The organism is Thiomonas sp., assembly GCF_034007205.1.
In the GTDB taxonomy this organism is placed as follows: Bacteria; Pseudomonadota; Gammaproteobacteria; order Burkholderiales; family Burkholderiaceae_C; genus Thiomonas.
Genome location: NZ_JAVERI010000005.1, coordinates 1 through 26,671, shown reverse-complemented (window position 1 = coordinate 26,671; position 26,671 = coordinate 1). Strand labels below are relative to the sequence as shown.

Below are 26,671 nucleotides of genomic sequence, written 5' to 3'. Positions count from 1 at the left end.
TTGGGAGGGGGAGATGCCCACCCCAACCCGTCCAATGGCTGGCTTGCAGGCCAGCCCCGTTGCGGCGGGGCAAAGCCAAGCAGTTGGCTTTGCCTTTTCCGCCTCCACCCCCACGAGTGGGGAGGGAGCGAACACGCCTCCCCCACGACGTGGGGTAGGTTGGGAGGGACATCCGAAGGGGGATAGCCCGCTGAGCCCTGAGCAGATTCTGGTGATGACCTTCACCCGCGCCGCCACGCGCGAGCTGACCGAGCGCATACGCCTGCGCCTGGTCGAAGCGGCGCGCTGCTTTCAGGGGCAGGCGCAGCCTGAAGCGAGCGATGAATTCCTGCTGGGCCTGCTGGCCGATCATCCGAGCGGCCCGGCGCGCGAAGCCGCCGCCTGGCGGCTGGCGATGGCGGCGCAGGCGATGGACGATGCCGCCGTGTTCACCATCGACGCCTGGTGTCAGCGCATGCTGCGCGAACATGCCTTCGACAGCGGCCACGCCTTCGACGAAGACCTGGTGGCCGACGAGGGCGAACTCACCACGCAGGCCGTGCGCGACTTCTGGCGACAGCAGGTCTATCCCCTGTCGGGCGCTGCGCTCGACGGCGTCATCAAGGTATGGCCCGACGTTGGCGCGCTGGAGAGCGAGGTGAAGGCGCGGCTGCGCGCCGCCCAGGCCGGTGCGGCGCTGGACGCACCCAGGGACGCTTCGCTGCACGCCCTCTGGCAGCGATTGATCGCGCCGCAGCAGGCGCAGGTGCGCGAACTCAAGGCGCAATGGCGCGAGCCGATCGCGCTGATGCGGCAATGGCTGTGCGCGCTGGTGCAGTCTGACACCAACCCGCTCAGCAAGACCAAGTATGGCTTGAACAGCGTTTGCGGCTGGTTCGACGCGCTGCAGGCCTGGCAGGATGACCCCGCGCAGAAGCGGCCCGAGCTCGACGCCAAGGTCTGGGACAAGCTCACACCCGAGGGCCTGCGCGCGGGCTGCAACACGGGCAGGCAGGTGGAAGTGCCCGCCGTCTTCGGCGAGGTTCAGACGCTGCGCGCGGCGTTGGACGCCTTGCCCGACCCGGTTCCCGAATTGCAGGCCTGGGCCGCTGCGCAGGTCGACGCCCGGCTGCGCGCGCTCAAGGCGGCATCGGGCCAGTTCAGCTTTCACGACCAGCTCGAACGCCTTGACGCCGCGCTGGCCGCTCCGCAGGGCGAGCGCCTGCGCCAGCGCATCCTGCGGCAATATCCGGTGGCTCTGATCGACGAATTTCAGGACACTTCGGCGCTGCAGTTCAGCGTGTTCGATCGACTCTATGGCATCACCGCGGTGCCCGCGGCGCAGACGGCGGTGCTGCTCATCGGCGATCCCAAGCAGTCCATCTACGCCTTTCGCGGCGCCGACATCGCCAGCTATTTGCGCGCGCGCCAGGCCACGCAGGGACGGCACTCGGCGCTGCAGACCAACTACCGTTCGACTGCGGAGCTGGTGGACATCGTCAACCGGCTGTTCGAGCGGCGCGAGCGGGCCGCAGGCGCGGGTGCGTTTCTGTACCGGGCCGACGATGCGCCCGAGGCGGACAATCCCCTGCCCTTCGTCGCCGTCGGTGCGCGCGGGCGCAAGGAGCGACTGGTCTGCGCCGCAGGGCCGGTACCTGCGCTGACCTGCAGCGTGCATGCGGAGCTGGAATCCAAAAGCGATGCGCGCGAGCGGTTTGCGGCGCATGCGGCGGCGCGCATCGTCACCCTGCTGGGCGATCCGCGGGCCGGGTTCATTCAGGCGGATCAAGACTTTGTGCGTCTGCGCCAGTCCGACATCGCCGTGCTGGTGCGCGATGGCGACGAGGCTCGTGTCGTGCGTCGCGCGCTTCAACAGCGAGGCGTGGCCTCGGTCTATCTGTCCGAGCGCGATTCGGTGTTCGCTTCGCAGGAGGCCGCCGACCTGCTGCGCTGGCTGCGCGCCGTGGCCGAGCCGCGCGACGGGCGCCTGGCCCGCGCCGCGTTCGCCACGCCGACGCTGGGCGCTTCGCTGCACGAATTGGTCGCTCTGGCCACCGATGACGCCGTGTTCGAGGCGCGGCTGGAACTGCTGGCGGAGCTGCAAGGCATCTGGCTGCGGCAGGGCGTGTTGCCGATGCTGCGCCAGACCCTGCACCGGCTCGGCCTGCCCGCACGCTGGTTGAGGTTGGAAGAGGGAGAACGCCGCCTGACGAATGTGCTGCATCTGGCCGAACTGCTGCAGACCGCCAGCAGCACGCTCGACGGCGAACAGGCGCTGATCCGCTGGCTGCACGAGCAGATGACGGGGCAGCCCGCCGAGGAGCAGGTGGTGCGGCTGGAAAGCGAGGCCGATCTGGTGCGCGTGGTCACCATCCACAAGTCCAAGGGCTTGGAGTATCCGCTGGTGTTCCTGCCGTTTGCCACCGCGTTCAAACAAGCGCAGGACGGCGCCGACGACCGCGAACGCCTGCGCGAAGACCTGCGCCTGCTCTATGTGGCGCTGACCCGCGCGCGGCATGCCCTGTGGGTGGGCCTGGGGGCGGTGAAAAACGGTCGCTCCAACACCTGCGGACTGCATCGCAGCGCCATCGGCTATCTGCTGGGTGGCGAGGCGCCGCGCACGGCTGCCGACATCGCCGTTCTGCTGCGCGAAACCTTCGGCGAGCACCCCGATGCGGTGCAAATCGTCGATGCGGCGCAGCAGGCCGATGCTCGGCGCTTGCAGCCCGCAGTCCAGGCGCCTGACCTGACTTGGGCGCCGGTCTATGACGCCCGGTTCGAGCGCGACTGGGGCATCGGCAGTTTTTCCGCGTTGGTGCGCGACCTCGCGCCGCGCTCGACCCAGCAGCCGCCCTTGCAGCCCATGCGGCAGGACGAATTGTGGTCTGACGATTCCGCCAGCGGGCGCAGCATCCCGACAGACCCCGTGTCGCCCGCCGCGCGCCACCGCTTTCCGCGCGGCGCGCTGATCGGCCAGTTCGTCCACGAACAACTGGCCTGGCTGGGTGAAAACCGCTTCGTCCTGGATGAAGACCGGCAAGAGCGCCTGTTGCAGCGCTGCGCCCGGCAGGGTTGGGATGCGCAGCGCTCGCAGGACTTGCTGGACTGGCTGATCGAAGTGCTGGCCACGCCGCTGCCGCCTCTGGGAAATGCGGCGCTGCCCGAAATCGGCACGCTGCTGGCGGAGATGGAGTTCTGGCTGCCGGTCGAGCGGGCGCGCGCTGCCGAGATCGACGATCTTTGTCGGCGCCACATCCTGCCGGGCAGGTCCCGCCCCGAGTTGACCGAGCGCACGCTGCACGGCATGGTGATGGGGTTCGCCGATCTGGTGTTTTTCCACGAGGGGCGCTACTGGGTGCTCGATTACAAGAGCAACGTCCTCGGCGCGAACGACGCCGACTATTCGCAGCAGGCGCTTCAGGCGGCCGTGCTCGAACACCGCTACGACGTGCAAGCTGCGCTCTACATGCTGGCTTTGCACCGCCTGCTGCGCGCCCGGCTGCGCTCGGACTACAACCCGCAAACGCAGCTCGGCGGTGCGCTCGATCTGTTTCTGCGCGGAATTCGCGGGCCGCAGTCGGGCTGCGTGCACATTGCAACCGATGGGGATCTGCTCGACGCGCTCGATGCGCTTTTCGCCCAGGGCGGGGAGAGCGCATGAAATCGGCCCTGTCCTTCATCTCGAACGAAACGACCCGGTGCGTTCTCGACGTGCTGTACGACTGGGCGCAGCAGGGCGTGCTGCGGCGGCTGGATGCTGCGCTGGCGCGCTTCATCGCCGAACTCTGTCCGCAAATCGCGCCTGAACTGGCGGTGGCCGTGGCGCTGCTCGCCGATCTGGAGGGGCGCGGTCACACCTGCATGCGGCTCGACGAATTGCAGCAGCACTTCGCCGCATTGAAGGAGCGTGCCGCGTCGGCGGGCTGCGTGTCCACCCTGCCGTGCGATCTGCAATGGCCTGACGACGGCGAGCGTCTGCTGCGCGATTGCCCGGCGGTTCACCGCGAAGGCGAAGAAGACAAAGGCGCGCCGCTGGTGCTCAGCGCCGGGCTGCTGTACCTGCGCCGCTACTGGCGTGACGAAGGCACCGTCGCCGCGCGGATTCGCCAGCGCCTGCGGCAGCCCATCGAGGTCGACGCGCCCGCCGCCGCAGCCATGCTGGACGAGTTGTTTGCGCAGGCCGACAAGACACCGGCCGAAAAGCAGCCGACCGACTGGCAGAAGCTGGCCTGCGCCGTGGCGCTGCGCGGGCGCTTCACCCTGCTCACCGGCGGCCCCGGCACCGGCAAGACGCATACCGCGGCGCGGCTGCTGGCCTTGCTGTGGGCCACGGCCGCGCAGCCCGGCGCGCTGCGCGTGGCGCTGGCCGCGCCCACGGGCAAGGCCGCAGCACGGCTCAGGCAATCCATCGACCGTGAGCTGGGCAGGCTCGCCGTAGTGCCCGGCGTGCTCGATCTGTCACAGCGCCTGCCGCCCGCGCGCACACTGCACAGTCTGCTCGGCGCGCGGCCCGACACCCGCCGCTTCGCCCGCAACGCCGCCAGCCCGCTCGATGTCGACGTGCTGCTGGTCGATGAAGCGTCCATGATCCATCTGGAAATGATGGCCGCGCTGCTCGACGCCTTGCCGTCCACGGCGCGGCTCATTCTGCTGGGCGACAAGGATCAGCTCGCTTCGGTGGAGGCCGGCGCGGTGCTCGGCGAACTGTGCACCGGCGCGGAGCAGGGGCGCTACACCCCGGACACGGCGCAGGCGCTGCAAACCCTGTGCGGCGAGCGCATTCCTCAGCCTTTCGTCGACCCGGACGGCCCGCCGCGTTTGCAGCAGGTGGTGATGCTGCGCAAAAGCCATCGCTTCGGCGGCGTCATCGGGCAATTGGCGCAGGTCGTGAACGCAGGCGACGCCGACCGGGCGCTGGCGCTGCTGCGTCAGACCGACGACGCGGCGGTGCGGCTTTTGCCTGCGTTGCACTCGCAGTCGCCCGTTCCAGACCCGGCGCTGGTCGATCTTGCGGTGCAGGGGCGCGACGGGGCGGCGGGCTACCTCCGCTATGCCGAACTGTTGCGACAGGGCCCGGCGACCGACGCCGACTGGGGCGACTGGGCGCAGCGCGTGCTGCAGGCTTTCGATCAGTGCCGCGTGCTGTGCGCCGTGCGCGAAGGGCCATGGGGCGTACAGGCGCTGAACGAGGCCATTGCCGCGCGGCTGGACGAGATCGGCCTGCTGCGCTGCCGGGGCGCGTGGTATGCGGGCCGACCGGTGATGGCCACGCGCAACGATCACGATCTGGGCGTGCTCAACGGCGACGTCGGCATCGCCCTGCCGTGCGGCGCGCAGGGCCTGCGCGTGGTGTTCCAGCAGGGCGCCGCATTGCGCTCGGTCAGCCTCAGCCGTCTGGCCGATGTGCAGACGGCTTTTGCCATGACGGTGCATCAGTCGCAGGGCTCGGAATTCGATCACACCGTGCTGGTGCTGCCCGAGCGCCACGCCGCGCTCAGCCGCGAACTGCTCTACACCGGCATCACCCGCGCGCGCAGCTTTTTCACCCTGGCGTGTCCCGACGCGCAGACTCTGCGCGAGGGCGTGCTGCGGGTGACGCAGCGCGCCAGCGGCCTGCTCCCACGCATCGATATCGATACACTCAGCCGTCTATGAACAAGGCCTTTGTCCGCGAATCCACCGCAGACGTCGACGACGAGGACGACGGCGTCCAACTGCCGCCCTTGCCTGCCGGCAGCAAGAACTACCTCACCCCCGAGGGCTATGCCCGGCTGCGCGCCGAACTCAAAACCCTGATCGAGGACGAACGTCCGAAAGTGGTCGAGACCGTGTCGTGGGCGGCGAAGAATGGCGACCGCTCGGAGAACGGCGATTACATTTACGGCAAGAAGCGTCTGCGCGAAATCGACCGGCGCATCCGCTTTCTCACCAAGCGGCTGGACATCGCCGAAGTGGTCGATGCCAGCCTGCAGCACGGCAACGATCAGGTGTTTTTCGGCGCCACCGTGCGCTATGCCGACGACAAGGGCGCCGAGCATACCGTCACCCTCGTCGGCATCGACGAGAGCGAACCGCTGCAGGGGAAGATCAGTTGGATTTCCCCGGTGGCGCGCGCACTGCTCAAGGCCCGCGAAGGCGACAGCGTGAGCCTGCCCACGCCCGGCGGCACGGCCACGCTGGAGATTCTGGAAGTGTCTTACCCGCCGCCGCGCGGCTGAGGCAGGTTCACACCCTCTCAGCCCTGACCCGCGGCGTGGTTTTTCGCCCGGCTGGCACGCACCACGAACTGCAGGCGGCGCAGGGCGCGCAGCACGTCGGCCAGATGCTTGCGGTCGCGCACCCGCACGACGAAGCGCAGTTCGGTCGTGGCTTGCAGCGTGTCTTCGTCCATGCTGACGAAGGCGATGTCGCTGTCGCGTTCGCTGATCGCGGCGGCCACGCGGGCGAGCACGCCCTTGGTGTTCTGCACAATGACGCTCAGGCCGGTTTCGAAGGGCCGGGTGCATTCGGCCGCCCAGCTCAGGTCGATCCAGCGATCCGGGTCTTTCTGGAACAGCCGCCGCGCTTCCGGGCAGTCTTGCTGGTGCACGATCAGGCCTTCGCCCTTGCCCAGATAGCCGATGATGGCATCGCCCGGAATGGGGCGGCAGCAGGTGGCGTAGCGCACCGAGATGCCCTCGCTGCCGTCGAGTTGCAGCGTGGACCGGTCGTCGCTGCGGGCGCGGTTTTCCAGGCGTTCGATGGTGTCGAGCAAGGGGGCGGACAGCGCGTCCTGCGGGGAGATGAGCGCCACCACGCGCTTGGCCAGGATGTCGGCCACGCGCTTGCCCAGGCCGATGTCGGCGTACAGATCGTCGCGTGCCTTGAATCCGGTCCAGCGCAGCAGTTTGTCCCATATGGCGTCGTCGAGCGCGGCCAGATCGAGATGCTCGTGGCGCAGCGCGCCTTGCAGCAGACGGCGTCCCAGTTCGATGGACTCGGCCTGCTGCGTGGTGCGCAGGGCGTGGCGGATCTTGGAGCGCGCCCTTCCGGTGCGCACGAAACTCAGCCAGCTCGGATTGGGGCGCGAAGCCGGGGCGGTGATGATTTCCACCACATCGCCGCTGCGCAACTCGGTGCGCAGCGGCACCAGCGCGTTGTTCACCTTGGCCGCCACCGTCTGGTCGCCCAGATCGGTATGGATGGCATAGGCGAAATCCACCGGAGTCGCCCCGCGCGGCAGCGCCAGGATGCGCGATTTGGGCGTGAACACATACACCGCATCGGGCGCCAGATCGACCTTGACCGTTTCGAGAAAATCGGCCCAGTCGCGGTTCTCGGTCTGGATGTCCAGCAGCGACTGCAGCCAGGCGTTGTTCTGCGCCTGCTGGGGAGAGGGTCTGTCTTCCGGCGTCTTGTAGAGCCAGTGCGCGGCCACGCCGCTCTCGGCGATGCGGTGCATGGCCTCGGTGCGGATCTGGAACTCGATGGGATTGCCGTTGGGCCCGATCAGCGTGGTGTGCAGCGACTGATAGCCATTGGCCTTGGGGATGGCGATGTAGTCCTCGAACTTGCCTGGCATGGGCTTGTACAGGCCATGCAGCACGCCCAAGGCCCGGTAGCAGTCGAGCACGTCGCCCACGATGACGCGAAAGCCGAAAATGTCTTGGATATGCGCGAAGCTCAGATGCTTGCTGCGCATCTTGCGGTAAATGGAATACAGCGTTTTCTCGCGGCCGGACAACTGCGAGGGCACTTGCGCCTCGTTCAGGGCGGCCTGCGCCGCCGCCATGATTTTTTCCACCAACCCATGCCGGTTGCCGCGCGCGGCCAGCACAGCGCGCGACAGCACGGCGTAGCGGTTGGGATAGCTGTTGGCAAAGCCGAGATCCTGCAGTTCGCGGTAGACGAGGTTGAGCCCGAGCCGATGCGCGATGGGGGCGTAAATATCCATTGTCTCGCGCGAAATGCGCAGGCGCTTGCCCGGCGCCATCGCGCCCAGAGTGCGCATATTGTGCAGACGGTCGGCGAGCTTGACCAGGATGACGCGGATGTCGCGCGCCATCGCCAGCAGCATTTTGCGAAAGCTCTCCGACTGGTTTTCCTCGCGGCTTGCGAACTGCAGCTTGTCGAGCTTGGTCAGGCCGTCGACCAGATCGGCCACGGTGCTGCCGAAATGCTCGATCAGCTCGGCCTGGGTGATGCCCTTGTCTTCGGCCGTGTCGTGCAGCAGCGCGGCCATGATGGCCTGGGTGTCGAGCTTCCAGTCGGCGCAAAGCTCGGCCACCGCCACGGGGTGGGAGATGTAGGGCTCGCCGCTGGCGCGGTACTGTCCGAGATGCGCCGCATCGGCGAAGCGGTAGGCTTCGCGGACTTTCTGCAGATCGGCTTCGGGCAGATAGGCCTGCAGCTTGCCCAGCAGACTGGCCAGACTCACCGGCACCTGCCGCGCCGCCGATTCCCCCTTGGCTTGCCTGACGTCGGTGAACGCTGCCGACTCCAACTCCATCGCAGGTTCAGGCTCGGACGCGGCTTTGCTGGCGCGCGCGCGTGGCCGATGGAGCGCTGCCGCCTTGCCCGCCGCGGGCGCAGCCAGTCTCACAGCCGAGGGTTTCGGGCTGGGCTTGGCGGCTGGGCTGGTGGGCATGTCGAAGTCAGGTGGGTACTTTTTTCAGCATTTCGAGTCCGATCAGGCCAGCGGCGATTTCGCGCAGGGCGGTGACGGCGGGCTTGTCCTTGGTTTCGAGCTTGGGCGAATGACCCTGCTCCAGCATGCGCGCGCGATAGGTCGCGACCAGCACGAGCTGGAAGCGGTTGGGGATTTTTTCCAGGCAGTCTTCAACGGTGATGCGGGCCATGATGTCAGAGTTCCAGTTCAGAGAATGCCGAGGGCGCGAAAGACCTCGGGGTGGGAAAGGCGTTGCGCGGCGTAGCGCAGCCGCTGCGCGCCCACGACTTGCTGAAGATCGTGCAGGGCGCGTCTAAAGTCTTGATTCACAATTATAAAGTCGAAGTTCTTCGCCTGCGCCAGTTCGACGCGGGCTTCACGCAGGCGTTGCTCGATGACTTCGGGCGCGTCTTCGGCGCGGTGCGTGAGCCGTCTGCGCAGTTCCTCGAACGAGGGGGGCAGGATGAAAATGCTCACCGCGTTGTCGAATTGCGCACGCACCTGAGCGGCGCCCTGCCAGTCGATTTCGAGCAGCACGTCCATGCCGTCGGCCATGCGGCTTTCCAGCCAGCGCCTGGAGGTGCCGTAGCGGTGGCCATGCACTTGCGCCCATTCGAGAAACTCGCCCGCGTCGATGCGGCGCTGAAATTCGGCCTCATCGATGAAGACATAGTGCACGCCGTCGATTTCGGCCCCGCGCGGCGCGCGCGTGGTGCACGAGACCGAAAGCTCGATGCGCTGGTCCTCGGCCAGCAAGGCATTGACCAGGCTGGACTTGCCCGCTCCGCTCGGGGCGGCGACGACGAAAAGGTTTCCGGGAAAGTGGCTGGACACGTTCAGTCCTGATTCATTCGATGTTCTGCACCTGTTCGCGCATCTGCTCGATCAGCACCTTGAGTTCGAGCGCGATTTCGCTGAGTTCGAGCGCGGCGGATTTGGAGCCCAGCGTGTTGGCTTCCCGGTGCAGTTCCTGGATGAGGAAATCCAGCCGCTTGCCCAGTTCTCCACCCTGCGCGAGCAGCTCCCGCAGGGTTTGCAGATGGGCTTCGAGGCGGTCGAGTTCTTCGGCTACGTCGATGCGCAACGCAAAACTGGCGGCTTCCTGCAGGCGGCGATCGTTGAGGGTTTCGGCGCTGGTCTCCACGCCGGTCAGCGCGGCCAGCGCTTCCTCCCAGCGCGCGGTGAATCGGGCCTGTTGCCGCTCCACCGCCTGCGGCACGATTTCGCGCGCCCGGGCCGCATGCTGCGCGATCTGTTCGACGCGACCGAGCAGCAGGGCGCGCAGGCGCTCGCCTTCGAGGGCGCGCGCCGCGACCAGCGCGGCCAGCGCCTCATCGATCGACTGAGCGGCGACCTGGGCGATTTCGGCGGCGTCGGCATGTTCTTCCTGCGCGCTGCCGATGAAGCGCAGCACATCGCCCACGGACAGCGGGATGAGGTGCGGGGCCAGGGCGCGCAGGGCGGCATCGAAGGCCAGCAGCGGCGCGGCGGCGCCGGCGTCGGGCAAGGCGGGCGCGCCCTGCGGAGCCTCGAAAACCGCGCGGCAGTCGATCTTGCCACGGCGCAGTGTCTTCGTGATGGCTTGCCGCAGGGCGGCTTCCGTGCCGCGCAATTCTTCGGGAAGCCGAAAGGCGATGTCGAGAAAGCGGCTGTTGACCGAGCGCAACTCGATATGGATCTTGGCGCCGGTCGACAGTTGCGCGCTGTTTTGACCGTAGCCGGTCATGCTATAAATTGGTTTCAATCGCATCCCCTTTGCGTGTATTTTTCCACACTCGTCTTGCGCGCAGACTGCTAGCCTTCGCTTTCATGGCCACCTCGTCCAAATCCAAGCCCGCTCCGCTCGCTCCCGACACGCAGGTGGGCGGCTACCGCATCGTGCGCAAGGTGGCCAGCGGCGGTTTCGGCGTGGTGTACCTGGCGCTGAGCCCGGACGGGCAGAAGGTGGCGTTGAAGGAGTATCTGCCGGCCTCGCTGGTGGAGCGCGGCCCCGGGGAGTCGAGTCCGGTGGTGCCGCCCGACAAGCTGGCGCTCTACCGTCTGGGCCTGAAGAGCTTTTTCGAGGAGGGCCGCTCGCTGGCGCAGATCTCGCACCCCAGCGTCGTCAGCGTGCTCAACTTCTTTCGCGAGAACGACACGGTGTACATGGTGATGAATTATCTGGAGGGCGCGTCGCTCCAGGAATTCGTCATCACCGCGCGCGAGCTCAAGCGGAAGAAGATTTTTCGTGAATCGACCATCCGCTCGCTGTTCGACGACATCCTGCAAGGCTTGCGCGTGGTGCATCAGCACAAGATGCTGCACCTCGACATCAAGCCGGCGAACGTGTTCATCACCGACGACAACAAGCCCATCCTGATCGATTTCGGCGCCGCGCGCGAAGTGCTCAATCAACAGGACAAGCGCTTTCGACCGATGTATACGCCGGGTTTCGCCGCGCCGGAGATGTACAAGCGCGAAGGCGCTTTCGGCCCGTGGACCGACATCTACGCGGTAGGCGCCTGCATCTACGCCTGCATGACCGGCTACCCCCCCTACGAAGCGCCGCAGCGGCTGGAAAAAGACCGGCTGCAGGCCCAGCTCGCCAAGCTGCGCGGGGTGTATTCGGACAATCTGATCGAGATCGTCGAGTGGTGCATGGCGCTGGATTCGATGGCCCGGCCTCAGAGCGTGTTCAACCTGCAGCGCGAACTGGGCGCGGAGAACGCGCGCCGCTACACCAATCTGACCATGGGCGAGAAGCTGCGGCTGCACATCGACGAGTTGGTGAACGATACCAAGTCGCATGTGCAGAAGGTGCGCGATGTCACCCGCTTCGGCGCACCGGTTCAGGCGGTGCAGAGCCCGGCGCCCGATCAGGGCAAGCCGGCGGCCAGGGGACGCAATTGAAGTTCTCGGTGTATCAGGTCAGCCGTCGCTGCGGCCGTGCGAGCAACCAGGACCGCATGGGCTATTGCTACACGCGCGAAAGCGCGCTGTTTGCCCTGGCCGATGGATTGGGCGGCCACCCGCGCGGCGATGTCGCGGCGCAACTCGCATTGCAAACCATTGCCAACCTGTTTCAGCAGGAGGCCAGACCGCGTCTGCGCGACCCGCAGGAATTCCTGCGCCGCTCGATCTTCCGGGCGCATGAGCAGATCCAGCGCTACACCCAGGAGAACAGGTTGGCCGATTCGCCGCGCACCACCGTGGTGGTCTGCGTGCTGCAGAATGGCGCCGCGCACTGGGCGCATGTGGGGGACTCGCGTCTGTATTTCCTGCGCAATGGCGCCATGCTGACGCGCACCCGCGATCACTCGCATGTCGAGCAGCAGCACAGAAAGGATCAGGCCGGCGGCCTCGCGCTGCTGCAGCCCGACGGCCCGACGCGAAACATGCTGTTCACCTGCCTGGGATCGGGGCAGTTGCCGATGATCGAGGTCGGCCTGCCGCAGGCCATGCGGCGCGGCGACATCGTGCTGCTGTGCTCCGATGGGCTCTGGGGGCAGATACCCGAGTCGGTTCTGGTGCGGCAGTTCGGGCAACAGGTGCTCTCCGACGCGGTACCCGAAGTGGTGGAGATGGCGCTGCGGCAGGGAGGCGCCGACTCGGACAACGTCACCGCGCTGGGCGTCGAATGGGAGGCCGATCCGGAAGAACTCGAAACCTCGCTGCGCATCGAAACCGAGTCCATGCAGCAGGGCGGGTTCAAATCCACCATCCAGAGCGATCTGGCCGATCTGCAGGTCGAAGAGATGAACGACGCCGAGATCGAGCGCTCGATCGCTGAAATCAACGCCGCCATCCGTCAGGGCGCGGCGCGCAAATAACTTCCTCACACTCCCATGCAAAACACCCCTCCTGCGCGAGAAGATCGCGGGTGCTCGGCGCTGCGCCCCGTCAGCATCGAACGCCATTACACCCGTCACGCCGAAGGCGCGGTGCTGGTGGCCTTCGGACATACCCGCGTGCTCTGCACCGCCTCGGTCGAAGAGCGCGTGCCGCCGCACAGGCGGGGAAGCGGGCAAGGCTGGGTGACGGCGGAATACGGCATGTTGCCGCGGGCGACGCATACGCGCGGCGAGCGCGAAGCCAAGCGCGGCAAGCAGCAGGGCCGAACCGAGGAGATTCAGCGCCTCATCGGCCGATCGCTGCGCGCCGTGTTCGATTTTTCCGCCTTGGGCGAACGGCAGATCACGCTGGATTGCGACGTGCTGCAGGCCGACGGCGGCACGCGTACCGCCGCCATCACCGGCGCCGCCGTGGCCGCCTGGGATGCCTGTCAGTGGTTGCTGGCGCAGGGTCGCATCGAACAAAACCCGATGCGCCAGTTGGTCGCCGCCGTCTCGGTGGGGATAGTCGGGGGTGAGCACCGCCTCGATCTCGACTACGCCGAAGACAGCCAGTGCGATACCGACATGAACGTAGTGGGCACGGCCGACGGGGCTCTGATCGAGGTGCAGGGCACGGCCGAGGGTGCGCCGTTTTCGCGGCAGCAGCTCGACGGCCTGATCGATCTGGCGCAGCGCGGCATCGCCGAACTCGTGGCGCTGCAACGGCGTGCGCTGGGGGTCTGAAGGTGGACGCATCGACCCCCGGTAGCTGGCAGATCGTGCTCGCTTCGGGCAATCCCGGCAAGCTCGCCGAGCTCACGGCCTTGCTGGCGCCGCTGGGCTGCCATGTGCAGGCCCAGGGCGAATTTCAACTCGCCGAGGCCGAAGAGCCGCATCCCACCTTCGTCGAGAATGCGCTGGCCAAGGCGCGCCATGCCAGCTTCCACACGGGCCTGCCCGCGCTGGCGGACGATTCGGGTCTCTGCGTGGACGCGCTCGGGGGGCTGCCCGGCGTGCGCTCGGCCCGCTTCGCACCGCAAATCGAGGGGCCGCGCGCCGGGCAGGACGCCGCCAACAACCGCCTGCTGCTGCAGCAGATGCAAGGCCAGACACGGCGCCGGGCGCGGTTTGTCAGCGTGGTCGTGGCGCTGCGCCATGCGGCCGATCCCGAACCCTTGATCGCGCGCGGCGAACTGATCGGCGAGATCGGGCACGTCGCACAAGGGAAGGGCGGCTTCGGCTACGACCCCTTGTTCGTCCTGGCCGATGGCCGCACCCTGGCGCAATGCGGCGCAGAGGAAAAAAACCGCATCAGTCACCGTGGCCAGGCGCTCCAGGCCCTGCTGCCCTTGCTGCGCACGCATTGGGGCTGGATGCCCGCTTCGACGTGACGCCCTGATCTTGGTGAATCCAAAGCCCATTCCGATCGTTGACGAGGGGGCCGCGTCCATTGTGCCCAACGATGCGGCCTCCCAGCGCGCGGCGCAATTGCTGCCGCACTATATGCGGCCCGGCACCTTGCAGTTCCGGTCGCTGCCCCTCCTCAGCCTTTACGTGCACCTGCCGTGGTGTCTGAAAAAATGCCCTTATTGCGACTTCAACTCGCATGAATGGCGCGCGGCTGGGGCGATCCCTGAACAGGACTATCTGGCGGCGCTTCGCGCCGATCTCGACGCGACGCTGCCGCTGGTCTGGGGACGGCGCGTCACGTCCGTCTTCATCGGCGGCGGCACGCCCAGCCTGTTCTCGCCCGACGCCATCGACCAATTGATCACCGACGTGCGCGCCCGGCTGCCCCTGGTTGCCGACGTCGAAATCACCCTGGAGGCCAATCCCGGCACTTTCGAGCGCGACCGCTTCGCAGCATTCGCGCAGGCGGGAGTCAACCGCCTGTCCATCGGCGTGCAGAGTTTCGATGATGACCGTCTGCGCGCGCTGGGCCGGGTGCACGATGCGCGTCAGGCACACGACGCCGTGGCCGAGGCTGCGCGTCACTTCCCGACCTTCAACCTCGATCTGATGTTCGCCCTGCCCGGGCAGGACATGGCGGGCTGCAAGGCCGATGTCCACGAGGCGCTGGCGCATCAGCCGCCGCATCTCTCGCTCTACCAACTCACCCTCGAACCCAACACCCTCTTTGCCCGCCAGCCGCCAGCCCTGCCCGACGACGATACTGCCGCCGACATGCAGCACGCCGTGGCCGATCTGGCCGAATCCGCCGGGCTGCAACGCTATGAGGTATCCGCCTACGCCGCGCCCGGACACCGCTGTCGCCACAACCTCAACTACTGGCAGTTCGGCGACTATGTCGGCATCGGCGCCGGAGCGCATTCCAAGCTCACCTTTGCGCACCGCATCGTGCGCCAGACGCGATGGCGCCATCCGCAGCGCTATAGGGATCAGGCGGCGCAGGGTCTTGCCGTGGAAACCGAGGTCGAGGTGGCCAGACGCGATCTGCCGTTCGAATTCATGCTCAATGCCCTGCGCCTGCGCGAAGGGGTGGCGCCTGAACTGTTCACCGAGCGCACCGGACTGCCGCCATCGGCCATCCATGGCGCGCTGCAGCGCGCGCAGAGCCAGGGCCTGATGGTCGATCCGAACACCCGCCTGCAGACCACTGCGCACGGCTTCGACATGCTGAACAATGCGCTCGAATTGTTCCTGCCTGAATGAGCGCATCTCGGGCCTGGCTAGTGCAGTGTTTTACGCTTGATGGAACCAATAAAAAGGATGGATTTGTCGTCAGGGCAAGGCGCCAACCACAGCGATACCCATAGGTATCGCGCGGATTGGCAACGCCGCCCTGGCGGCAAAGGCGCCTTTTTATGTTCCAGATAGCGTGAAACACTGCACTAGAATCGCGCCTTTGGCTTCATGACAGAGTCAGGTTAGAAGCAACCGGAAGCGTGGCAGAGTGGTCGATTGCACCGGTCTTGAAAACCGGCAACGGGCAACCGTTCGTGAGTTCGAATCTCACCGCTTCCGCCATCGCAATGACCTAATCCCAAGATTTCATGGGATGTTTTCTTTTAAGAATTGCGCCAGTCTTACTTCCGGTCTTGGCTGCGTGCACGGATAGGGTGGTTATCCACAGAGCGGGCGGGCTTGCTGGCGCTGGGTAGTGGCTTGCGAATGCTGCGAACGGCGGCAGGGATGGGCAAGGCTGGAAGAATGCCGGGGTGGCAGGTTATGCGGTAGCCGGCCTCCACATATCGCACGATTTCTGCATGCGCTTCTGGCAGGGTGTCGATTTCAGCATCGGTTTTCATGGCGGGTCACTCCGTAATGCGCCAGCAGCAGGGCCTCGGCGCGGTTGTGGTCTGCCTTGCGGAGCAGGTCGATGGCGGGGAACAGGCGGGTTGCCATTGCGCGGGCGGCCTCTTTGTCAGGCGATAGCGCCAGGGCCGCGCCGCGCATCGCCCGGGGCCGCCACCGACCCGGCTGTTTGCTGTAGGGCGAACATGCCATGACCGTGCAGGCCAACTGGCGGTTGGTGTTTCGCTTCACGACGGATGGCGTGGAGCTGGTGGATTACGTCGACTATCACTGAGCCTGACCATGGACCTGCACGATCCCGCCCCTCCCGGCGAACTCCTCGCCGGTTGGCTGCAAGACCTCGAACTCACGGTGACGGCCGCTGCCGCCCATCTGGGCGTTTCGCGCGTCATGCTTTCGCGCATCCTGCACGGCCATGCGGCGATCACCGCCGATATGGACGTGCGGCTCTCCCAAGCCCTGGGCACCTCGCCCGGCTATTGGCTGCGCCTGCAGACCCAGCACGACCTGTGGCAGGCGCAGCAACGCGCCAAGACCCGACCCCGGCTGCAGCGGCTGGCGGCGTGACCCGAACGCCTCCCGGGATTGAGTGCTGCAAGGGCGGGGCGGCGAGCCGACCTGGGGCGCTCATAGGTTCATAGGTAATAGATCAGCAGCAGCACACCAACGATCAGCGCGCCCTTGGTGATCTGGTACAGCGTCTTGTTCCAGCGCTTGAATCGCCTGCGGTATTGCCCCATCAGCCACACGAAGCGGAACAGCTTGCTGATGCTGCCCGTCTGGTCGCCGGTTTCGTTGGGCGAACTGGCGGCGGTCATCACCCTGCGGCCGAGCCATTCGTTGAACTTTTGCGCCCAGCGGTAGCGCATCGGACGCTCGAGGTCGCAAAAGAGGATGATGCGGTTGCTGTCGCTTGCGTTCAGCGCCCAGTGAAGGTAGGTTTCGTCGAAGATCACGCCCTGGCCGTCGCGCCAGCTGTAGCGCTGGCCGTCGACTTCGATGAAGCAGTCGTCGCTGTTGGGCGTGACCAGGCCGAGGTGATAGCGCAGCGAGCCGGCGAAGGGATCGCGGTGCCGGTTGAGCTTTCCTCCCGGCGGCAGTTCGGCGAACATGGCGGCCTTGACGCTGGGAATGTCGCGCAGCAGCGCCACCGTGCGCGGGCACAGCCGCTCGGCCGAGGGGTGGCTGGCGTCGTACCACTTCAGGTAGAAGCGCTTCCAGCCGCTCTTGAAGAAGGAATTGAAGCCGGCGTCGTCGTTGTTCTCCGCCGCCTTGATCTTCTGCAGATCGGTCAGGCGGATGGCTTCTTCGCGGATGACCTCCCAGTTCTGCTCCAGCACCCGCAGCTCGCCAAATTCTGCGACCGGGAGAAAGGGCGTGGTCGGCACGCGCGAAAACAGATGCATGAAGGCATTGATCGGCGCGACGACCGAGGAATGGTCGAAAATCTGTCGGAAGAACGGCAGCCGCACGCGGCCGCGGAAATGCACGTGCAGAATGGAAATGGCATACAAGGTAATGATGGCCCATTTCATGGCAGAAATCCGGAGTTGGAAGGTACCCTCCCGATCCATCGATATCGGGACGCAACCTTCGCATATTAAGCCGAAGTTCTTCCAAGCTCAAAGCGCATTTGTCCTTGCGCGACAGGCACTTGCAGTGAGTTCTGGGTTCCGGCTTCTGTCTATGGCCGAATCTGCTCGATCAGTTCGAGCGCCTGGCGCTGCTTGGCGTTGGGCGTGGTGAGGATGTCGAACGTGGGCTCCTCGGCTCGGGCGCTGGGCGTGCGGCGGGTGTTGCGCACGATGGCAGCGAGCTCGGCCATCAGGGTGGAGTAGCCGTGCGCTGCGGTGCCGTCGTCCAGCCGGTGGCTGGCGGCCTTGACCATCGCTGCATCCGAGCGCTTGGCCGGCGCCACAGGGTCGCGCGTGGCCTTGGCCGACTGATCGGCGTCGGCAAACATCAGCTCGTGCCAGGCAGGGCGCATGTGCACTCGACGTAGTAGGCGAGCCTGCACAGCAGGATGTGCGCACGCACCTGGTCGGCGGTGCGGTGTGGATCGGGCGCACCTTCAGGTCCATCGTCTTCATGCTGCGGAATGCGCGCTCCACGTTGGAGAGCGCCTTGTAGTAGTTGCGCACGCAGTCGGCCGCTTCCATGCGAGCGGCATCGACCGAGGTGCGGATGATGTAGAGACCATCGAGCGCCGTCTCGGCGGCGATGGCATCCACCTTGCGCGCGCAGCCGGGCGAGAGGATGCTCGACGCCGAATCCGCCTGCTACTGCTGCAGGGCGGCGCTGGCCTGGGTCTCGCCGACCAGCGACTCATAGCTGGCGTAGAAGGACAGGATGTAGGCGAGGAAGATGGCGATGATCACGGGCATGCTGAGGGTCGCGGCCAGGGTTTCGCTGGCGCCGAGCAGGCTGGCGACGAGCACGATCAGCGTGGGCAGGCTGAGAAAGAGCAGCAGCCATTGCACGGCATAGAGCGCAAACGCCTTGATATTGCGCACGCACAGCACGAAGCTGAAAAACAGCGCCTTGACCGGCGGCATGGCATGCCAGACCACCAGGGGCGGGGCGAGCCAGAATGCGAGCGAGACGGGGATATACGCCAGCGTCGCGGCCATCGCGCCCAGGCGCAGACTGCCATCGGCTATCGTGCTGGTGGGCGGTTTGTCGCCGAGCAGCAGCAGGCGCAGCATGGCGCCGCCATCGAACAGGGCGCCCACGCCCAGCACCACGATCACCGCCAGGGTGTAGAGCACACCGAGCATCACCATGCCGCGCAGCGCCTGCGTGCCGCTGCGAAAGCCGATGAGCAGCACATTGGGCCAAAACGGTTGCTGCTGCGCGATCTGGCGGCTGGCCTGCATGAAACCGATGGTGCCGAACTGCACCACGAACAGCGGAAACACCAGACCGACGATGGGCAGCGCCGAGACGAAGCCGGTGACGACGATGTAGACCACGATCATCAACAGCGCAGCCCAGGGTTGCAGCGCCAGGCGGCGGAAGCCGCTTTGCACCCAGAGCAGGCCTTCTCGGGCAGGGACGGTTCGCAGTTGCATGGATGGGAAGCTGAAGGCGGGGATGCGCGACGGGTGAGCCGTCATGGTATCGGCAGCCGCGGCTCAGTTCGCGGCGATGCGCCGGCGCAGCACGCGCTCGAAGTGGGCGGGGTCATGCGGGGTGAGCAGATGGGCATCGCGGGGCAGGTGGTAGTCGGCCAGACGCGAAGTCCAGAAGCGCAGCGCGCTAGCACGCAGGGCATCGGGCAGCAGGGCCGCTTCGGCGTCGTTCATGGGGCGTTCGGCGAGATAGGCGCCCAGCAGCGCCTCGCGGCGGGGCGCATCGAACTCGCCGGATTCAGGATGGATGCACCAGTCGTTGAGCGCCACGGCCAGATCGAACAGCCAGGTGTCGACCCCGGCGAAGTAAAAATCGAAGATGCCGCAGAGCATGTCGCCTTCGAACAGCACGTTGTCGCGGAACAGATCGGCGTGCACGGCGCTGCGGGGCAGTGCGGCGTAGGCGGGCGAGGCGGCGACGTCGGTCTGGTGCGCCAGTTCGGCGCTGATGAGGGCGCGCTGATCGGCGCTGAGGTAGGGCAGGATTTGGGCAATCGTGCGCTTCTGCCAGGCGAGTCCGCGCAGATTGGGCTGTGTGCCCGCATAGTCTTGCGCAGCCAGGTGCATGCGCGCCAGCCAGCGCCCCACCTGGGCGCAGTGCACCGGCTCGGGCTGCAACAGGCTGCGGCCTTGCAGTCGCGTGACCAGCGCGGCGGGCTTGCCTTTGAGGGTGTGCAGCGTGCGTCCCTGCCGGTCGGGCATGGGGTCGGGCACGGGAATGCCCTGCGTGGCCAGGTGGTGCATCAGCCCAAGGTAGAACGGCAATTGCTTGGCGCTCAGGCGTTCGAACAGCGTGAGGACGAAGCGGCCCTTCGTAGTCGTGAGAAAGTAATTGGTGTTTTCGATCCCGCTGGCGATGCCTTGCAGGTCGGTGCGTGTGCCCAGGTCGAAGCGGGCAAGCCATGAGTCGACCTCTGCTGCGTCGAGCGGTGTGAAAACGGCCATGAAAAAGATGGGGAAAGGAGAGACCGACTGAACGGTCAGCCTGTCGGATTATTTGAATGTGAACACTTTCCACTGCGCCTGCCCTTCAAGATGGGCCGGGTCGGTGCTGGACGAGATCGAGGGGGGCACGACGTCATAGGTCGCGCCGCCGTGCAGAGGTTGCACCTGAATGGAGGTGGTGGCGCCGCGGACTTGTCGTTCCTGAATGCGCACGGCTCGATCCTGCGTGACGTTTTCGCGCACCAGGGGTTCGGGGAACTTGGGCTTGGGCTGGGTGTCCGCCAGTGGCGCTGAAGGTTTGGATTGCGCATGGGCGCTTTGCCCCGGATATACGCTGGCGAGCAGCGCAAGCAGGCCAAGGGCGGGCAGAGAAATGGCAAGGGCGGGGCGGAGCAGGTTCATGCGCCGATTTTACGGCGGCCCCGATAATGCGCGCATGAATTCCGACGCGCAATCCGACTCCGCCCCCACGCTGCTGCTGGTGGATGGCTCCAGCTACCTCTACCGCGCCTTCCATGCCATGCCCGACCTGCGCGGGCCACAGGGCCAGCCCACCGGGGCGCTCTATGGCATGGTGGCCATGCTGCGCCGCCTGCGCGAGCAGTATCCGGTCGCCAAGGGCTATCGCTACGCCGCCTGCGTGTTCGACGCCAAGGGGCCGACTTTCCGCAACGCGCTGTACGACCAGTACAAGGCCCACCGCCCGCCCATGCCGCCGGAACTGGTGGCGCAGATCGAACCGATCTTCGAGGCCGTGCGGCTGATGGGCTGGCCGCTGCTGGTGGTGCCTGGGGTGGAGGCCGACGACGTGATCGGCACTTTGGCGGTGCGGGCGCATGCGCAGGGCATCCGCACCCTGGTCTCCACGGGCGACAAGGACATGGCGCAGCTCGTCAACGACCACATCACCCTGGTCAATACCATGAGCAACGAGGTGCTTGACGAGGCGGGGGTGCGGGCGAAATTCGGGGTCGCGCCCGAGCGCATCGTCGACTACCTCACCCTGGTCGGGGATGCCGTGGACAACGTGCCCGGCGTGGACAAGGTCGGCCCCAAGACGGCGGCCAAGTGGATCAACGAATACGGCTCGCTCGATGCGCTGATCGCGCAGGCCGATGCGGTGGGAGGCGCAGCAGGCAAGAACCTTCGCGCCGCACTCGACTGGCTGCCCACCGCGCGCAAGCTGGTGACCATCCACACCGACTGCGATCTGGACGGCTACGCCCAGTCTTTCGACCGTGACCTGCGGCCGGCGCCGGAGGATGTGCAGGCGCTGTTGCCCTTTTTTACCCGGTATGGCATGCGCCGCTTCAGCGCGGAAATCAAGGCGCAGACGGTGAGCGAGGAGAGCGCCCGGCAAGTCTCGTTGCTGGATGACGATCCACCCGGCGGGAAGGGCATGTTGGGCGCCTACGAGACCGTGTTCGACTGGGATCGCTTCGACGCCTGGCTGGCCCGCATCGACACCGCCGAACTCACCGCCATCGACACCGAAACCGACTCGCTCGATCCGATGCGCGCGCGGCTGATCGGCATTTCGCTCAGCGTCAAGCCCGGCGAAGCCGCCTATCTGCCGCTGGCCCACGCCTACCCCGGCGCGCCCGAGCAGTTGCCGCTGGCCGAGGCGCTCGAACGCCTGCGCCCCTGGCTGGAGAGCGCCGACAAACCCAAGCTCGGGCAGAACGCCAAGTACGACCGCCATGTGTTCGCCAACGCGGGCGTGCACATCCGCGGCTACGCGCATGACACCCTGCTGCAAAGCTATGTGCTGGAAGCGCACAAGCCGCACAGCCTCGACAGCCTGGCCAGCCGCCACCTCGGCCGCGACGACACGCTGAGCTATGAGCAGGTCTGCGGCAAGGGCGCCAAGGCCATCCCTTTCGATCAGGTCGCCATCGACGTGGCCACGCGCTACAGCGGCGAGGATGCCGACCTCACCCTGCAGGTGCATCGCAAGCTCTGGCCGCGCATCGAGGCAGACGCAGGGCTGGCGCGCATCTACGCGCTGGAGTTGCAGGTCAGCGAGATCCTGCAGCGCATGGAGCGCACCGGTGTCTTGGTGGACGGCGATCTGCTGCGCTCGCAAAGCGGTGAGCTCGGCGCCAAGATGCAGGCGCTGGAAGCGCAGGCGTTCGAGCTGGCGGGGGGCGCCTTCAACCTGGGCAGCCCCAAGCAGATCGGCGAAATCCTGTTCGATCGGCTGCAACTGCCGGTGCAGAAAAAGACCGCCTCCGGCGCCCCGTCCACCGACGAGGAAGTGCTGGAGAAGCTGGCCGAAGACTACCCGCTGCCGCGTGTCATCCTCGACCACCGCAGCCTGTCCAAACTCAAGAGCACGTACACCGAAAAGCTGCCGCAGATGATCAACCCAGCCACCGGCCGGGTGCACACCAACTACGCGCAGGCCGTGGCGGTGACCGGGCGTCTGGCCTCCAACGATCCGAATCTGCAGAACATTCCGGTGCGCACCGCGGAGGGGCGGCGCATCCGCGAAGCCTTCATCGCGCCCAAGGGCTGGCTGATCGCATCGAGCGACTACTCGCAGATCGAGCTGCGCATCATGGCGCACCTCTCGCAGGACGCCGGTCTGCTTGCCGCATTCGCCGCGGGGCAGGACATTCACCGCGCCACCGCGGCGGAGATATTCGGCGTCGGCCCGCAGGACGTCAGCAGCGACCAGCGCCGCATGGCCAAGGTCATCAACTTCGGGTTGATCTACGGCATGAGCGCCTTCGGCCTGGCGCGCAACCTCGGCCTGGAACGCAGTGCGGCACAGCTCTACATCGACCGCTACTTCGCCCGCTATCCCGGCGTCGCCGCCTATATGGACCGCACCCGCAGGCTGGCGGCGCAGCAGGGCTATGTCGAAACCGTGTTCGGCCGCCGCCTGTGGCTGACCGACATCCACGCCAGCGGGCCGCGCCGCGCTGCGGCCGAGCGCGCCGCCATCAACGCGCCGATGCAGGGCACCGCGGCCGACCTGATCAAAATGGCGATGGTCGCCGTCGATGCGGCGCTCGCGCGCGAAAATCTGCGCAGCCGCATGGTGATGCAGGTGCACGACGAACTCGTGCTCGAAGTGCCCGAGGACGAGACGCATTGGGTACGCGAGCACATCCCCCGACTGATGGCGGGTGTGGCCCAACTCGACGTGCCCCTGCTGGCCGAGCTGGGCATGGGCGCCAACTGGGAGCTGGCGCATTGATCGTCCTCGGTCAGACGATGCGCATCTGCACGAAGTCAGATGATCGACGGCGTCGGATTCACCGCGGGCCGACGCTTTGTTACAAAAAAGACGGGTTCAGCGCAGGGCAAAGTCTTGATCTGCATCACCCCGCACGCCTATGATGTCCATAATGATAAACATTAGCATTTGCGCTCGATCAGAAAAAATCAGGAAACATCATGAACAAGGACGCCGGAGTGATTTCTCTTGCCCAACTGCCTTATGGTCACTGCGGCCAGGTTGTCGAATTCGACGGCGGACGGGCCATGATCCAGCGCATGGTCATGCTGGGCATTCGCCGCGGCGTGCCGCTGTGCGTGGTGCACGGCCCGGGTGCGCGGGGCACGGTGGTGCAGGTGGGCGGCGCGCGCATCGCGCTGGGGCGGGGCGTGACCGACAAAATCCGCGTCGCGCCGCTAGCGGTGCAGCAGAAACCGGCAGCATGAGCGCGCTGCACGGTCGATCCGAATGCGCGTTCAACTCCTTCGGGGAGTCGAGCGGAGCAGGAATGGCACAGCAATGAGCGCCTGTCACGATCCGGATTGCGCAGTTGCTCCCGATGCCGATGGCGGTCTGCCGGTGATCGCGCTGGCGGGCAACCCCAACTGCGGCAAGACCACCGTTTTCAACCTGCTCACCGGGGCGCATCAGCATGTGGGCAACTGGCCTGGCGTCACCGTGGAGCAGCGCCGGGGCACGGCGCAGTCGGCGGGATGGAAGTTTTCGGTGGTCGACCTCCCGGGCGTCTACAGCCTGCTGGGCGGCGGCGGCGCCGATCAGGGCGTGGCGCGCAACTTCCTGCTCGATGAGCGGGTGGATCTCATCGTCGACATCGTCGATGCCTCCAATCTCGAACGCCATCTGGCGCTGACCTTCGAACTGCTCGAAACCGGCAAGCCGCTGATCATCGCGCTCAATATGGTGGACGAGGCGCAGGCACTGGGGCTGGAGCCGCAGGTGCAGGCGCTCTCGCAGCGTCTGGGCGTGCCCGTGGTGCCGCTGGTGGCGCGCAAAGGCCGCGGTCGCGAGGAATTGCTCGGCACCATACGGGCCGCCGTACTGCAAGCGCCGCAGGCCGCGATGCCTGACTATCCGGCCGAAGTCGAGCAGGCCATCGAGCAGGTCGGCGCCCAGCTTGCCGCGTCCGCATCGCCGCGCCGCCGTTTCGACGCGCTGCGGCTGCTCGAAGGGCTGGTGGTGTCGCCCTCGCCCGTGGTGCAGCAAAGCGTGGAGGCGGCGCAGGCGCAGGTGCTCGCTCAGACGGGAGAAGAGGTGGCCGATCTCGTCGCCGCCACCCGCTTTGGCTGGGCACACCAGCTCGCAAGCATCGCCCTGCAGCGCACAGGCAAGATGGGGCTGCGCCACCGCGTGACCGACCGGCTCGACCGCATCGTGCTCAACGAGTGGCTGGGCGTACCGGTCTTTTTGCTGGTGCTCTATCTGGTGTTCGTGGTGAGCTTCAGCGGTGGCAATATCTTTCTCGACTTTTTCGATCAGGCGTCTTCCGCCCTGCTGATCGGCGGCGTGGGGCATGTCATGCTGCAGGCGGGGCTGCCCGACTGGATGGTGTCGATGGTCGCCGGCGGCGTGGGCGGCGGGCTCAACCTGGTCATCTCCTTCATTCCGCCCATTGGTCTGACCTTTCTGTTCCTCGCGTTTCTCGACGACTCGGGCTATATGGCGCGCGCCGCCTACGCGATGGATCGCTTCATGCGCCGCGTCGGACTGCCGGGCAACGCGCTGGTGCCCATGATCATCGGCTTTGGCTGCAATGTGCCGGCCATCATGGGCTCGCGCATCATCGAAGACCCGCGCGGCCGACTGCTCACGGTGCTGATGCAGCCCTTCATGTCGTGCTCGGCGCGGCTGACGATCTACATGGCATTCGCCGTGGTGTTTTTCCGCAGCACGGGCGGGCAGGTGGTGTTTCTGCTGTATGTGCTGGGCATCGTGGTGGCGCTGCTGACCGCGTGGATGCTGGGCAAGACGGCGGTGCGCGGCGAGCCCATGCCCTTTGTCATGGAGCTGCCGCCCTACCGCCTGCCCAGCCTGCGCAGTGTGGTGCTGCAGGCCTGGCAGCGGCTGAAGGTGTTCATTTTCCGCGTCGGCAAGGTGATCGTGGTCATCGGGCTGGTGCTGTTCGTGCTGCCCGGCATCGGCTGGACGACCAAAGGCCTGCAGGCCACCGACATCGACCATTCCCTGCTGGCGCAGGGCAGCCAGGCCATCGCGCCGGTGTTCGAGCCGATGGGCATCACGCGCGAGAACTGGCCCGCGGTGTCGGGTCTGCTGGCGGGTGCGGCGGCCAAGGAAATCGTCATCGGTACGCTCAACGGCATCTACCAGCGGCAGCAGGCGGGCGATTTGATGGCGGCTTACCGCAATCCGGAAGTGGGCGCCAGGCTGTGGGAGGCCGCCAAGACCATACCCGAAAACGCCGTGGCGTTTTTCAGCAGCTTCCTCGATCCGCTGGGCCTGCACGACCTGCAGTCCACCGACGCCACGGAGCAGGCCTCCGGCGCCAGCAACGAAACCCTGGCCGGGCTGGCCGCCGCCTTCACCCCGCTGTCGGCCTTCGCCTATCTGGTGTTCGTCTTGCTGTATGTGCCCTGTGCCAGCACCATGGGGGCGCTGCGCCGTGAGGTGGGCTGGGGCTGGATGATGTTTTCCGTGTTCTACGGCATTGGCATGGCCTGGGCAGCGGCCACGGTGATCTATCAAATCGGGACGTTTGCAGACCATCCCCAGTCGTCTGCGCTCTGGGTGGGCGCCTGCGTGGGGGCCTTTGCGCTGCTGGTGCTGGGCCTGCGACTCTACGGCGACCGCACCGAGCGGCGCGTGGCGACTCAAGGGCTGGAGAGTCTGGTATGAACCCGCTGTTCGCCGTGCGCGATTGCCTGCGTGACAGACAGCTTGCCAGCGCCGCCGAGATTGCCGCCTGCGTGCAGGTTTCTACGCCCATCGCCGAGGACATGCTGGCGCACTGGGTGCAGCGTGGCCTGATCGAGCGCATCGATGCGCAGGGCGGTGTCTGCAGCAGCGGTTCCTGCGGCGGTTGCGGACTATGCGGTGCCCGCAAAACAGCGGCGCTCTACCAGTGGCGCGGCCCGCAGGCAGCCGCTGCAGCCACGTCGAAAACCCCGGTGTTGATGCTGCGCACTGCCTGAATTTCGGTGGTTTTGCACGCACAGGGTTTTGCCGGGCGGCCTAAGCTGGCGTTTTTGCTTCCTCACGGAGAAGAACACCATGCACCACCCCATGATCTATCGCCGTCTTGGCCGCAGCGGCCTGCACCTCAGTCTGTTCTCGCTCGGCTCCTGGGTGACGTTTCACAACCAGGTCGATGCCTCCGGCGTGCGCGAAATGATGGCCACCGCGCGCGATGCGGGGGTCAACTTTTTCGATAACGCCGAGGTCTATGCCAACGGCCAGAGCGAGCGGCTGATGGGCGAGGCGCTGGCCCAGCTCAAGTGGCACCGGCTCGACTATGTGGTGTCGAGCAAGTTTTTCTGGGGTTAGGGCCTGTTCACGCCATTTCTGCACCCGCGCCGGGGGTCTGGGCGGAGGCAATGCGAGGCGCAGGCCGCGCCGTGGTGGTCTCCACCACAAGCGGACTGCAACGTGGCAGTGCGCCGCCCAGACCCCCGGCCCGAAG

General features: G+C 66.4%; 24 protein-coding genes, 1 tRNA gene and 1 pseudogene. 15 read left to right on the top strand and 11 right to left on the bottom strand.

Features of this window, described 5'->3' with window-relative positions; genetic code table 11:
- Positions 1-13 precede the first annotated feature (13 nt).
- Genes recB through greB form a run of 3 tightly spaced genes read left to right on the top strand, consistent with a single transcriptional unit; the run spans position 14 to position 6,197 of the window.
- On the top strand, positions 14-3,640 hold the full coding sequence (recB, locus tag RBR52_RS05485; protein ID WP_413818296.1) for an exodeoxyribonuclease V subunit beta: 3,627 nt from the start codon (positions 14-16) through the stop codon (positions 3,638-3,640).
- Positions 3,637-5,634 (top strand): exodeoxyribonuclease V subunit alpha, encoded by a 1,998-nt coding sequence (recD, locus tag RBR52_RS05480; RefSeq protein WP_320376188.1) that lies wholly within the window; start codon positions 3,637-3,639, stop codon positions 5,632-5,634. Before recB ends, recD begins: the two co-directional genes overlap by 4 nt.
- On the top strand, positions 5,631-6,197 hold the full coding sequence (gene greB, locus RBR52_RS05475) for a transcription elongation factor GreB (RefSeq protein ID WP_320376187.1): 567 nt from the start codon (positions 5,631-5,633) through the stop codon (positions 6,195-6,197). Before recD ends, greB begins: the two co-directional genes overlap by 4 nt.
- Positions 6,198-6,214: 17 nt before the next feature.
- Here the strand turns inward: greB and RBR52_RS05470 are convergent, their stop codons facing one another.
- The 4 genes from RBR52_RS05470 to RBR52_RS05455 are packed head-to-tail and all read right to left on the bottom strand — an operon-like array spanning position 6,215 to position 10,352.
- Positions 6,215-8,605 carry a bifunctional (p)ppGpp synthetase/guanosine-3',5'-bis(diphosphate) 3'-pyrophosphohydrolase gene (locus RBR52_RS05470; protein WP_320376186.1) on the bottom strand — a complete coding sequence of 797 codons (2,391 nt, stop codon included), beginning with the start codon at positions 8,603-8,605 and terminating at the stop codon, positions 6,215-6,217.
- A gap of 7 nt (positions 8,606-8,612) precedes the next feature.
- Positions 8,613-8,816: a DNA-directed RNA polymerase subunit omega gene (gene rpoZ / locus RBR52_RS05465; protein WP_320376185.1), complete on the bottom strand. Its 204-nt coding sequence runs from the start codon at positions 8,814-8,816 to the stop codon at positions 8,613-8,615.
- Between the two features lie 17 nt (positions 8,817-8,833).
- Entirely contained in the window at positions 8,834-9,460 is a 627-nt protein-coding gene (gmk, locus tag RBR52_RS05460; RefSeq protein WP_320376184.1) for a guanylate kinase, read from the bottom strand.
- Positions 9,461-9,473: 13 nt separating this feature from the next.
- Positions 9,474-10,352: a YicC/YloC family endoribonuclease gene (locus tag RBR52_RS05455; RefSeq protein WP_320376183.1), complete on the bottom strand. Its 879-nt coding sequence runs from the start codon at positions 10,350-10,352 to the stop codon at positions 9,474-9,476.
- An 83-nt stretch (positions 10,353-10,435) separates the two neighbouring features.
- Between RBR52_RS05455 and RBR52_RS05450 the strand changes: the two genes are divergently transcribed.
- The 6 genes from RBR52_RS05450 (at position 10,436) to RBR52_RS05425 (ending at position 15,426) form a co-directional block, all read left to right on the top strand.
- Positions 10,436-11,515 carry a serine/threonine-protein kinase gene (locus RBR52_RS05450; protein ID WP_320376182.1) on the top strand — a complete coding sequence of 360 codons (1,080 nt, stop codon included), beginning with the start codon at positions 10,436-10,438 and terminating at the stop codon, positions 11,513-11,515.
- Positions 11,512-12,435 (top strand): PP2C family serine/threonine-protein phosphatase, encoded by a 924-nt coding sequence (locus tag RBR52_RS05445; RefSeq protein WP_320376181.1) that lies wholly within the window; start codon positions 11,512-11,514, stop codon positions 12,433-12,435. The genes RBR52_RS05450 and RBR52_RS05445 overlap by 4 nt, the downstream gene beginning before the upstream one ends.
- A 15-nt stretch (positions 12,436-12,450) precedes the next feature.
- On the top strand, positions 12,451-13,182 hold the full coding sequence (gene rph / locus RBR52_RS05440) for a ribonuclease PH (RefSeq protein ID WP_320376180.1): 732 nt from the start codon (positions 12,451-12,453) through the stop codon (positions 13,180-13,182).
- Between the two features lie 2 nt (positions 13,183-13,184).
- Positions 13,185-13,829: an RdgB/HAM1 family non-canonical purine NTP pyrophosphatase gene (gene rdgB, locus RBR52_RS05435; RefSeq protein ID WP_320376179.1), complete on the top strand. Its 645-nt coding sequence runs from the start codon at positions 13,185-13,187 to the stop codon at positions 13,827-13,829.
- A 13-nt stretch (positions 13,830-13,842) separates the two neighbouring features.
- Positions 13,843-15,111 carry a radical SAM family heme chaperone HemW gene (gene hemW, locus RBR52_RS05430; protein ID WP_413818293.1) on the top strand — a complete coding sequence of 423 codons (1,269 nt, stop codon included), beginning with the start codon at positions 13,843-13,845 and terminating at the stop codon, positions 15,109-15,111.
- Between the two features lie 227 nt (positions 15,112-15,338).
- Positions 15,339-15,426 (top strand) — tRNA-Ser (locus tag RBR52_RS05425).
- A gap of 59 nt (positions 15,427-15,485) precedes the next feature.
- On the opposite strand, the gene RBR52_RS05420 is transcribed toward RBR52_RS05425, so the two are convergent.
- Both RBR52_RS05420 and RBR52_RS05415 read right to left on the bottom strand, forming a co-directional pair.
- Positions 15,486-15,707 carry a hypothetical protein gene (locus RBR52_RS05420; protein WP_320376178.1) on the bottom strand — a complete coding sequence of 74 codons (222 nt, stop codon included), beginning with the start codon at positions 15,705-15,707 and terminating at the stop codon, positions 15,486-15,488.
- On the bottom strand, positions 15,691-15,945 hold the full coding sequence (locus tag RBR52_RS05415; protein WP_320376177.1) for a hypothetical protein: 255 nt from the start codon (positions 15,943-15,945) through the stop codon (positions 15,691-15,693). The genes RBR52_RS05420 and RBR52_RS05415 overlap by 17 nt, the downstream gene beginning before the upstream one ends.
- A 51-nt stretch (positions 15,946-15,996) precedes the next feature.
- Between RBR52_RS05415 and RBR52_RS05410 the strand changes: the two genes are divergently transcribed.
- Entirely contained in the window at positions 15,997-16,281 is a 285-nt protein-coding gene (locus RBR52_RS05410) for a HigA family addiction module antitoxin (protein WP_320376176.1), read from the top strand.
- 68 nt (positions 16,282-16,349) lie between these two features.
- Here RBR52_RS05410 and lpxO read toward each other — a convergent pair whose 3' ends face one another.
- The 5 genes from lpxO to RBR52_RS05385 all read right to left on the bottom strand — a co-directional run bounded on the left by lpxO (position 16,350) and on the right by RBR52_RS05385 (position 20,192).
- The gene (lpxO, locus tag RBR52_RS05405) at positions 16,350-17,249 is read right to left on the bottom strand and encodes a lipid A hydroxylase LpxO (protein ID WP_320376175.1); all 900 of its coding nucleotides are present in this window, start codon (positions 17,247-17,249) and stop codon (positions 16,350-16,352) included.
- Positions 17,250-17,398: 149 nt separating this feature from the next.
- Positions 17,399-17,701 (bottom strand): hypothetical protein, encoded by a 303-nt coding sequence (locus RBR52_RS05400; RefSeq protein ID WP_320376174.1) that lies wholly within the window; start codon positions 17,699-17,701, stop codon positions 17,399-17,401.
- Positions 17,702-17,993: 292 nt separating this feature from the next.
- The gene (locus RBR52_RS05395; protein ID WP_320376173.1) at positions 17,994-18,785 is read right to left on the bottom strand and encodes a BPSS1780 family membrane protein; all 792 of its coding nucleotides are present in this window, start codon (positions 18,783-18,785) and stop codon (positions 17,994-17,996) included.
- A 63-nt stretch (positions 18,786-18,848) separates the two neighbouring features.
- Entirely contained in the window at positions 18,849-19,790 is a 942-nt protein-coding gene (locus tag RBR52_RS05390; RefSeq protein ID WP_320376172.1) for a homoserine kinase, read from the bottom strand.
- Positions 19,791-19,838: 48 nt separating this feature from the next.
- Entirely contained in the window at positions 19,839-20,192 is a 354-nt protein-coding gene (locus RBR52_RS05385; RefSeq protein WP_320376171.1) for a hypothetical protein, read from the bottom strand.
- Between the two features lie 34 nt (positions 20,193-20,226).
- On the opposite strand from RBR52_RS05385, the gene polA reads away from it, so the two are divergent.
- The 5 genes and pseudogenes from polA to RBR52_RS05360 form a co-directional block, all read left to right on the top strand.
- Positions 20,227-22,995: a DNA polymerase I gene (polA, locus tag RBR52_RS05380; RefSeq protein WP_320376170.1), complete on the top strand. Its 2,769-nt coding sequence runs from the start codon at positions 20,227-20,229 to the stop codon at positions 22,993-22,995.
- Positions 22,996-23,195: 200 nt separating this feature from the next.
- The gene (locus RBR52_RS05375; protein ID WP_320376169.1) at positions 23,196-23,462 is read left to right on the top strand and encodes a FeoA family protein; all 267 of its coding nucleotides are present in this window, start codon (positions 23,196-23,198) and stop codon (positions 23,460-23,462) included.
- A 73-nt stretch (positions 23,463-23,535) separates the two neighbouring features.
- A complete protein-coding gene (feoB, locus tag RBR52_RS05370) occupies positions 23,536-25,887 on the top strand; it encodes a Fe(2+) transporter permease subunit FeoB (RefSeq protein ID WP_320376168.1) in 2,352 nt (783 codons plus the stop codon).
- Positions 25,884-26,183, top strand: a complete 300-nt coding sequence (locus RBR52_RS05365) for a FeoC-like transcriptional regulator (protein ID WP_320376167.1) — start codon at positions 25,884-25,886, stop codon at positions 26,181-26,183. Before feoB ends, RBR52_RS05365 begins: the two co-directional genes overlap by 4 nt.
- Positions 26,184-26,274: 91 nt before the next feature.
- Positions 26,275-26,532: pseudogene (locus RBR52_RS05360) on the top strand (aldo/keto reductase); the annotation flags it as partial.
- Positions 26,533-26,671 lie beyond the last annotated feature (139 nt).

Bases quoted from the DNA above. Each gene is read 5' to 3' on its own strand.
- RBR52_RS05455 (WP_320376183.1), bottom strand. From the start codon at position 10,352: ATGACCGGCTACGGTCAAAACAGCGCGCAACTGTCGACCGGCGCCAAG.
- rpoZ (WP_320376185.1), bottom strand. From the start codon at position 8,816: ATGGCCCGCATCACCGTTGAAGACTGCCTGGAAAAAATCCCCAACCGC.
- rph (WP_320376180.1), top strand. From the start codon at position 12,451: ATGCAAAACACCCCTCCTGCGCGAGAAGATCGCGGGTGCTCGGCGCTG.
- RBR52_RS05375 (WP_320376169.1), top strand. From the start codon at position 23,196: ATGAACAAGGACGCCGGAGTGATTTCTCTTGCCCAACTGCCTTATGGT.
- greB (WP_320376187.1), top strand. From the start codon at position 5,631: ATGAACAAGGCCTTTGTCCGCGAATCCACCGCAGACGTCGACGACGAG.
- RBR52_RS05390 (WP_320376172.1), bottom strand. From the start codon at position 19,790: ATGGCCGTTTTCACACCGCTCGACGCAGCAGAGGTCGACTCATGGCTT.
- recB (WP_413818296.1), top strand. From the start codon at position 14: ATGCCCACCCCAACCCGTCCAATGGCTGGCTTGCAGGCCAGCCCCGTT.
- RBR52_RS05410 (WP_320376176.1), top strand. From the start codon at position 15,997: ATGGACCTGCACGATCCCGCCCCTCCCGGCGAACTCCTCGCCGGTTGG.
- RBR52_RS05385 (WP_320376171.1), bottom strand. From the start codon at position 20,192: ATGAACCTGCTCCGCCCCGCCCTTGCCATTTCTCTGCCCGCCCTTGGC.
- lpxO (WP_320376175.1), bottom strand. From the start codon at position 17,249: ATGAAATGGGCCATCATTACCTTGTATGCCATTTCCATTCTGCACGTG.
- RBR52_RS05420 (WP_320376178.1), bottom strand. From the start codon at position 15,707: ATGAAAACCGATGCTGAAATCGACACCCTGCCAGAAGCGCATGCAGAA.
- polA (WP_320376170.1), top strand. From the start codon at position 20,227: ATGAATTCCGACGCGCAATCCGACTCCGCCCCCACGCTGCTGCTGGTG.
- feoB (WP_320376168.1), top strand. From the start codon at position 23,536: ATGAGCGCCTGTCACGATCCGGATTGCGCAGTTGCTCCCGATGCCGAT.
- RBR52_RS05450 (WP_320376182.1), top strand. From the start codon at position 10,436: ATGGCCACCTCGTCCAAATCCAAGCCCGCTCCGCTCGCTCCCGACACG.
- RBR52_RS05400 (WP_320376174.1), bottom strand. From the start codon at position 17,701: ATGCGCCCTGCCTGGCACGAGCTGATGTTTGCCGACGCCGATCAGTCG.
- recD (WP_320376188.1), top strand. From the start codon at position 3,637: ATGAAATCGGCCCTGTCCTTCATCTCGAACGAAACGACCCGGTGCGTT.
- RBR52_RS05365 (WP_320376167.1), top strand. From the start codon at position 25,884: ATGAACCCGCTGTTCGCCGTGCGCGATTGCCTGCGTGACAGACAGCTT.
- RBR52_RS05470 (WP_320376186.1), bottom strand. From the start codon at position 8,605: ATGCCCACCAGCCCAGCCGCCAAGCCCAGCCCGAAACCCTCGGCTGTG.
- RBR52_RS05395 (WP_320376173.1), bottom strand. From the start codon at position 18,785: ATGCAACTGCGAACCGTCCCTGCCCGAGAAGGCCTGCTCTGGGTGCAA.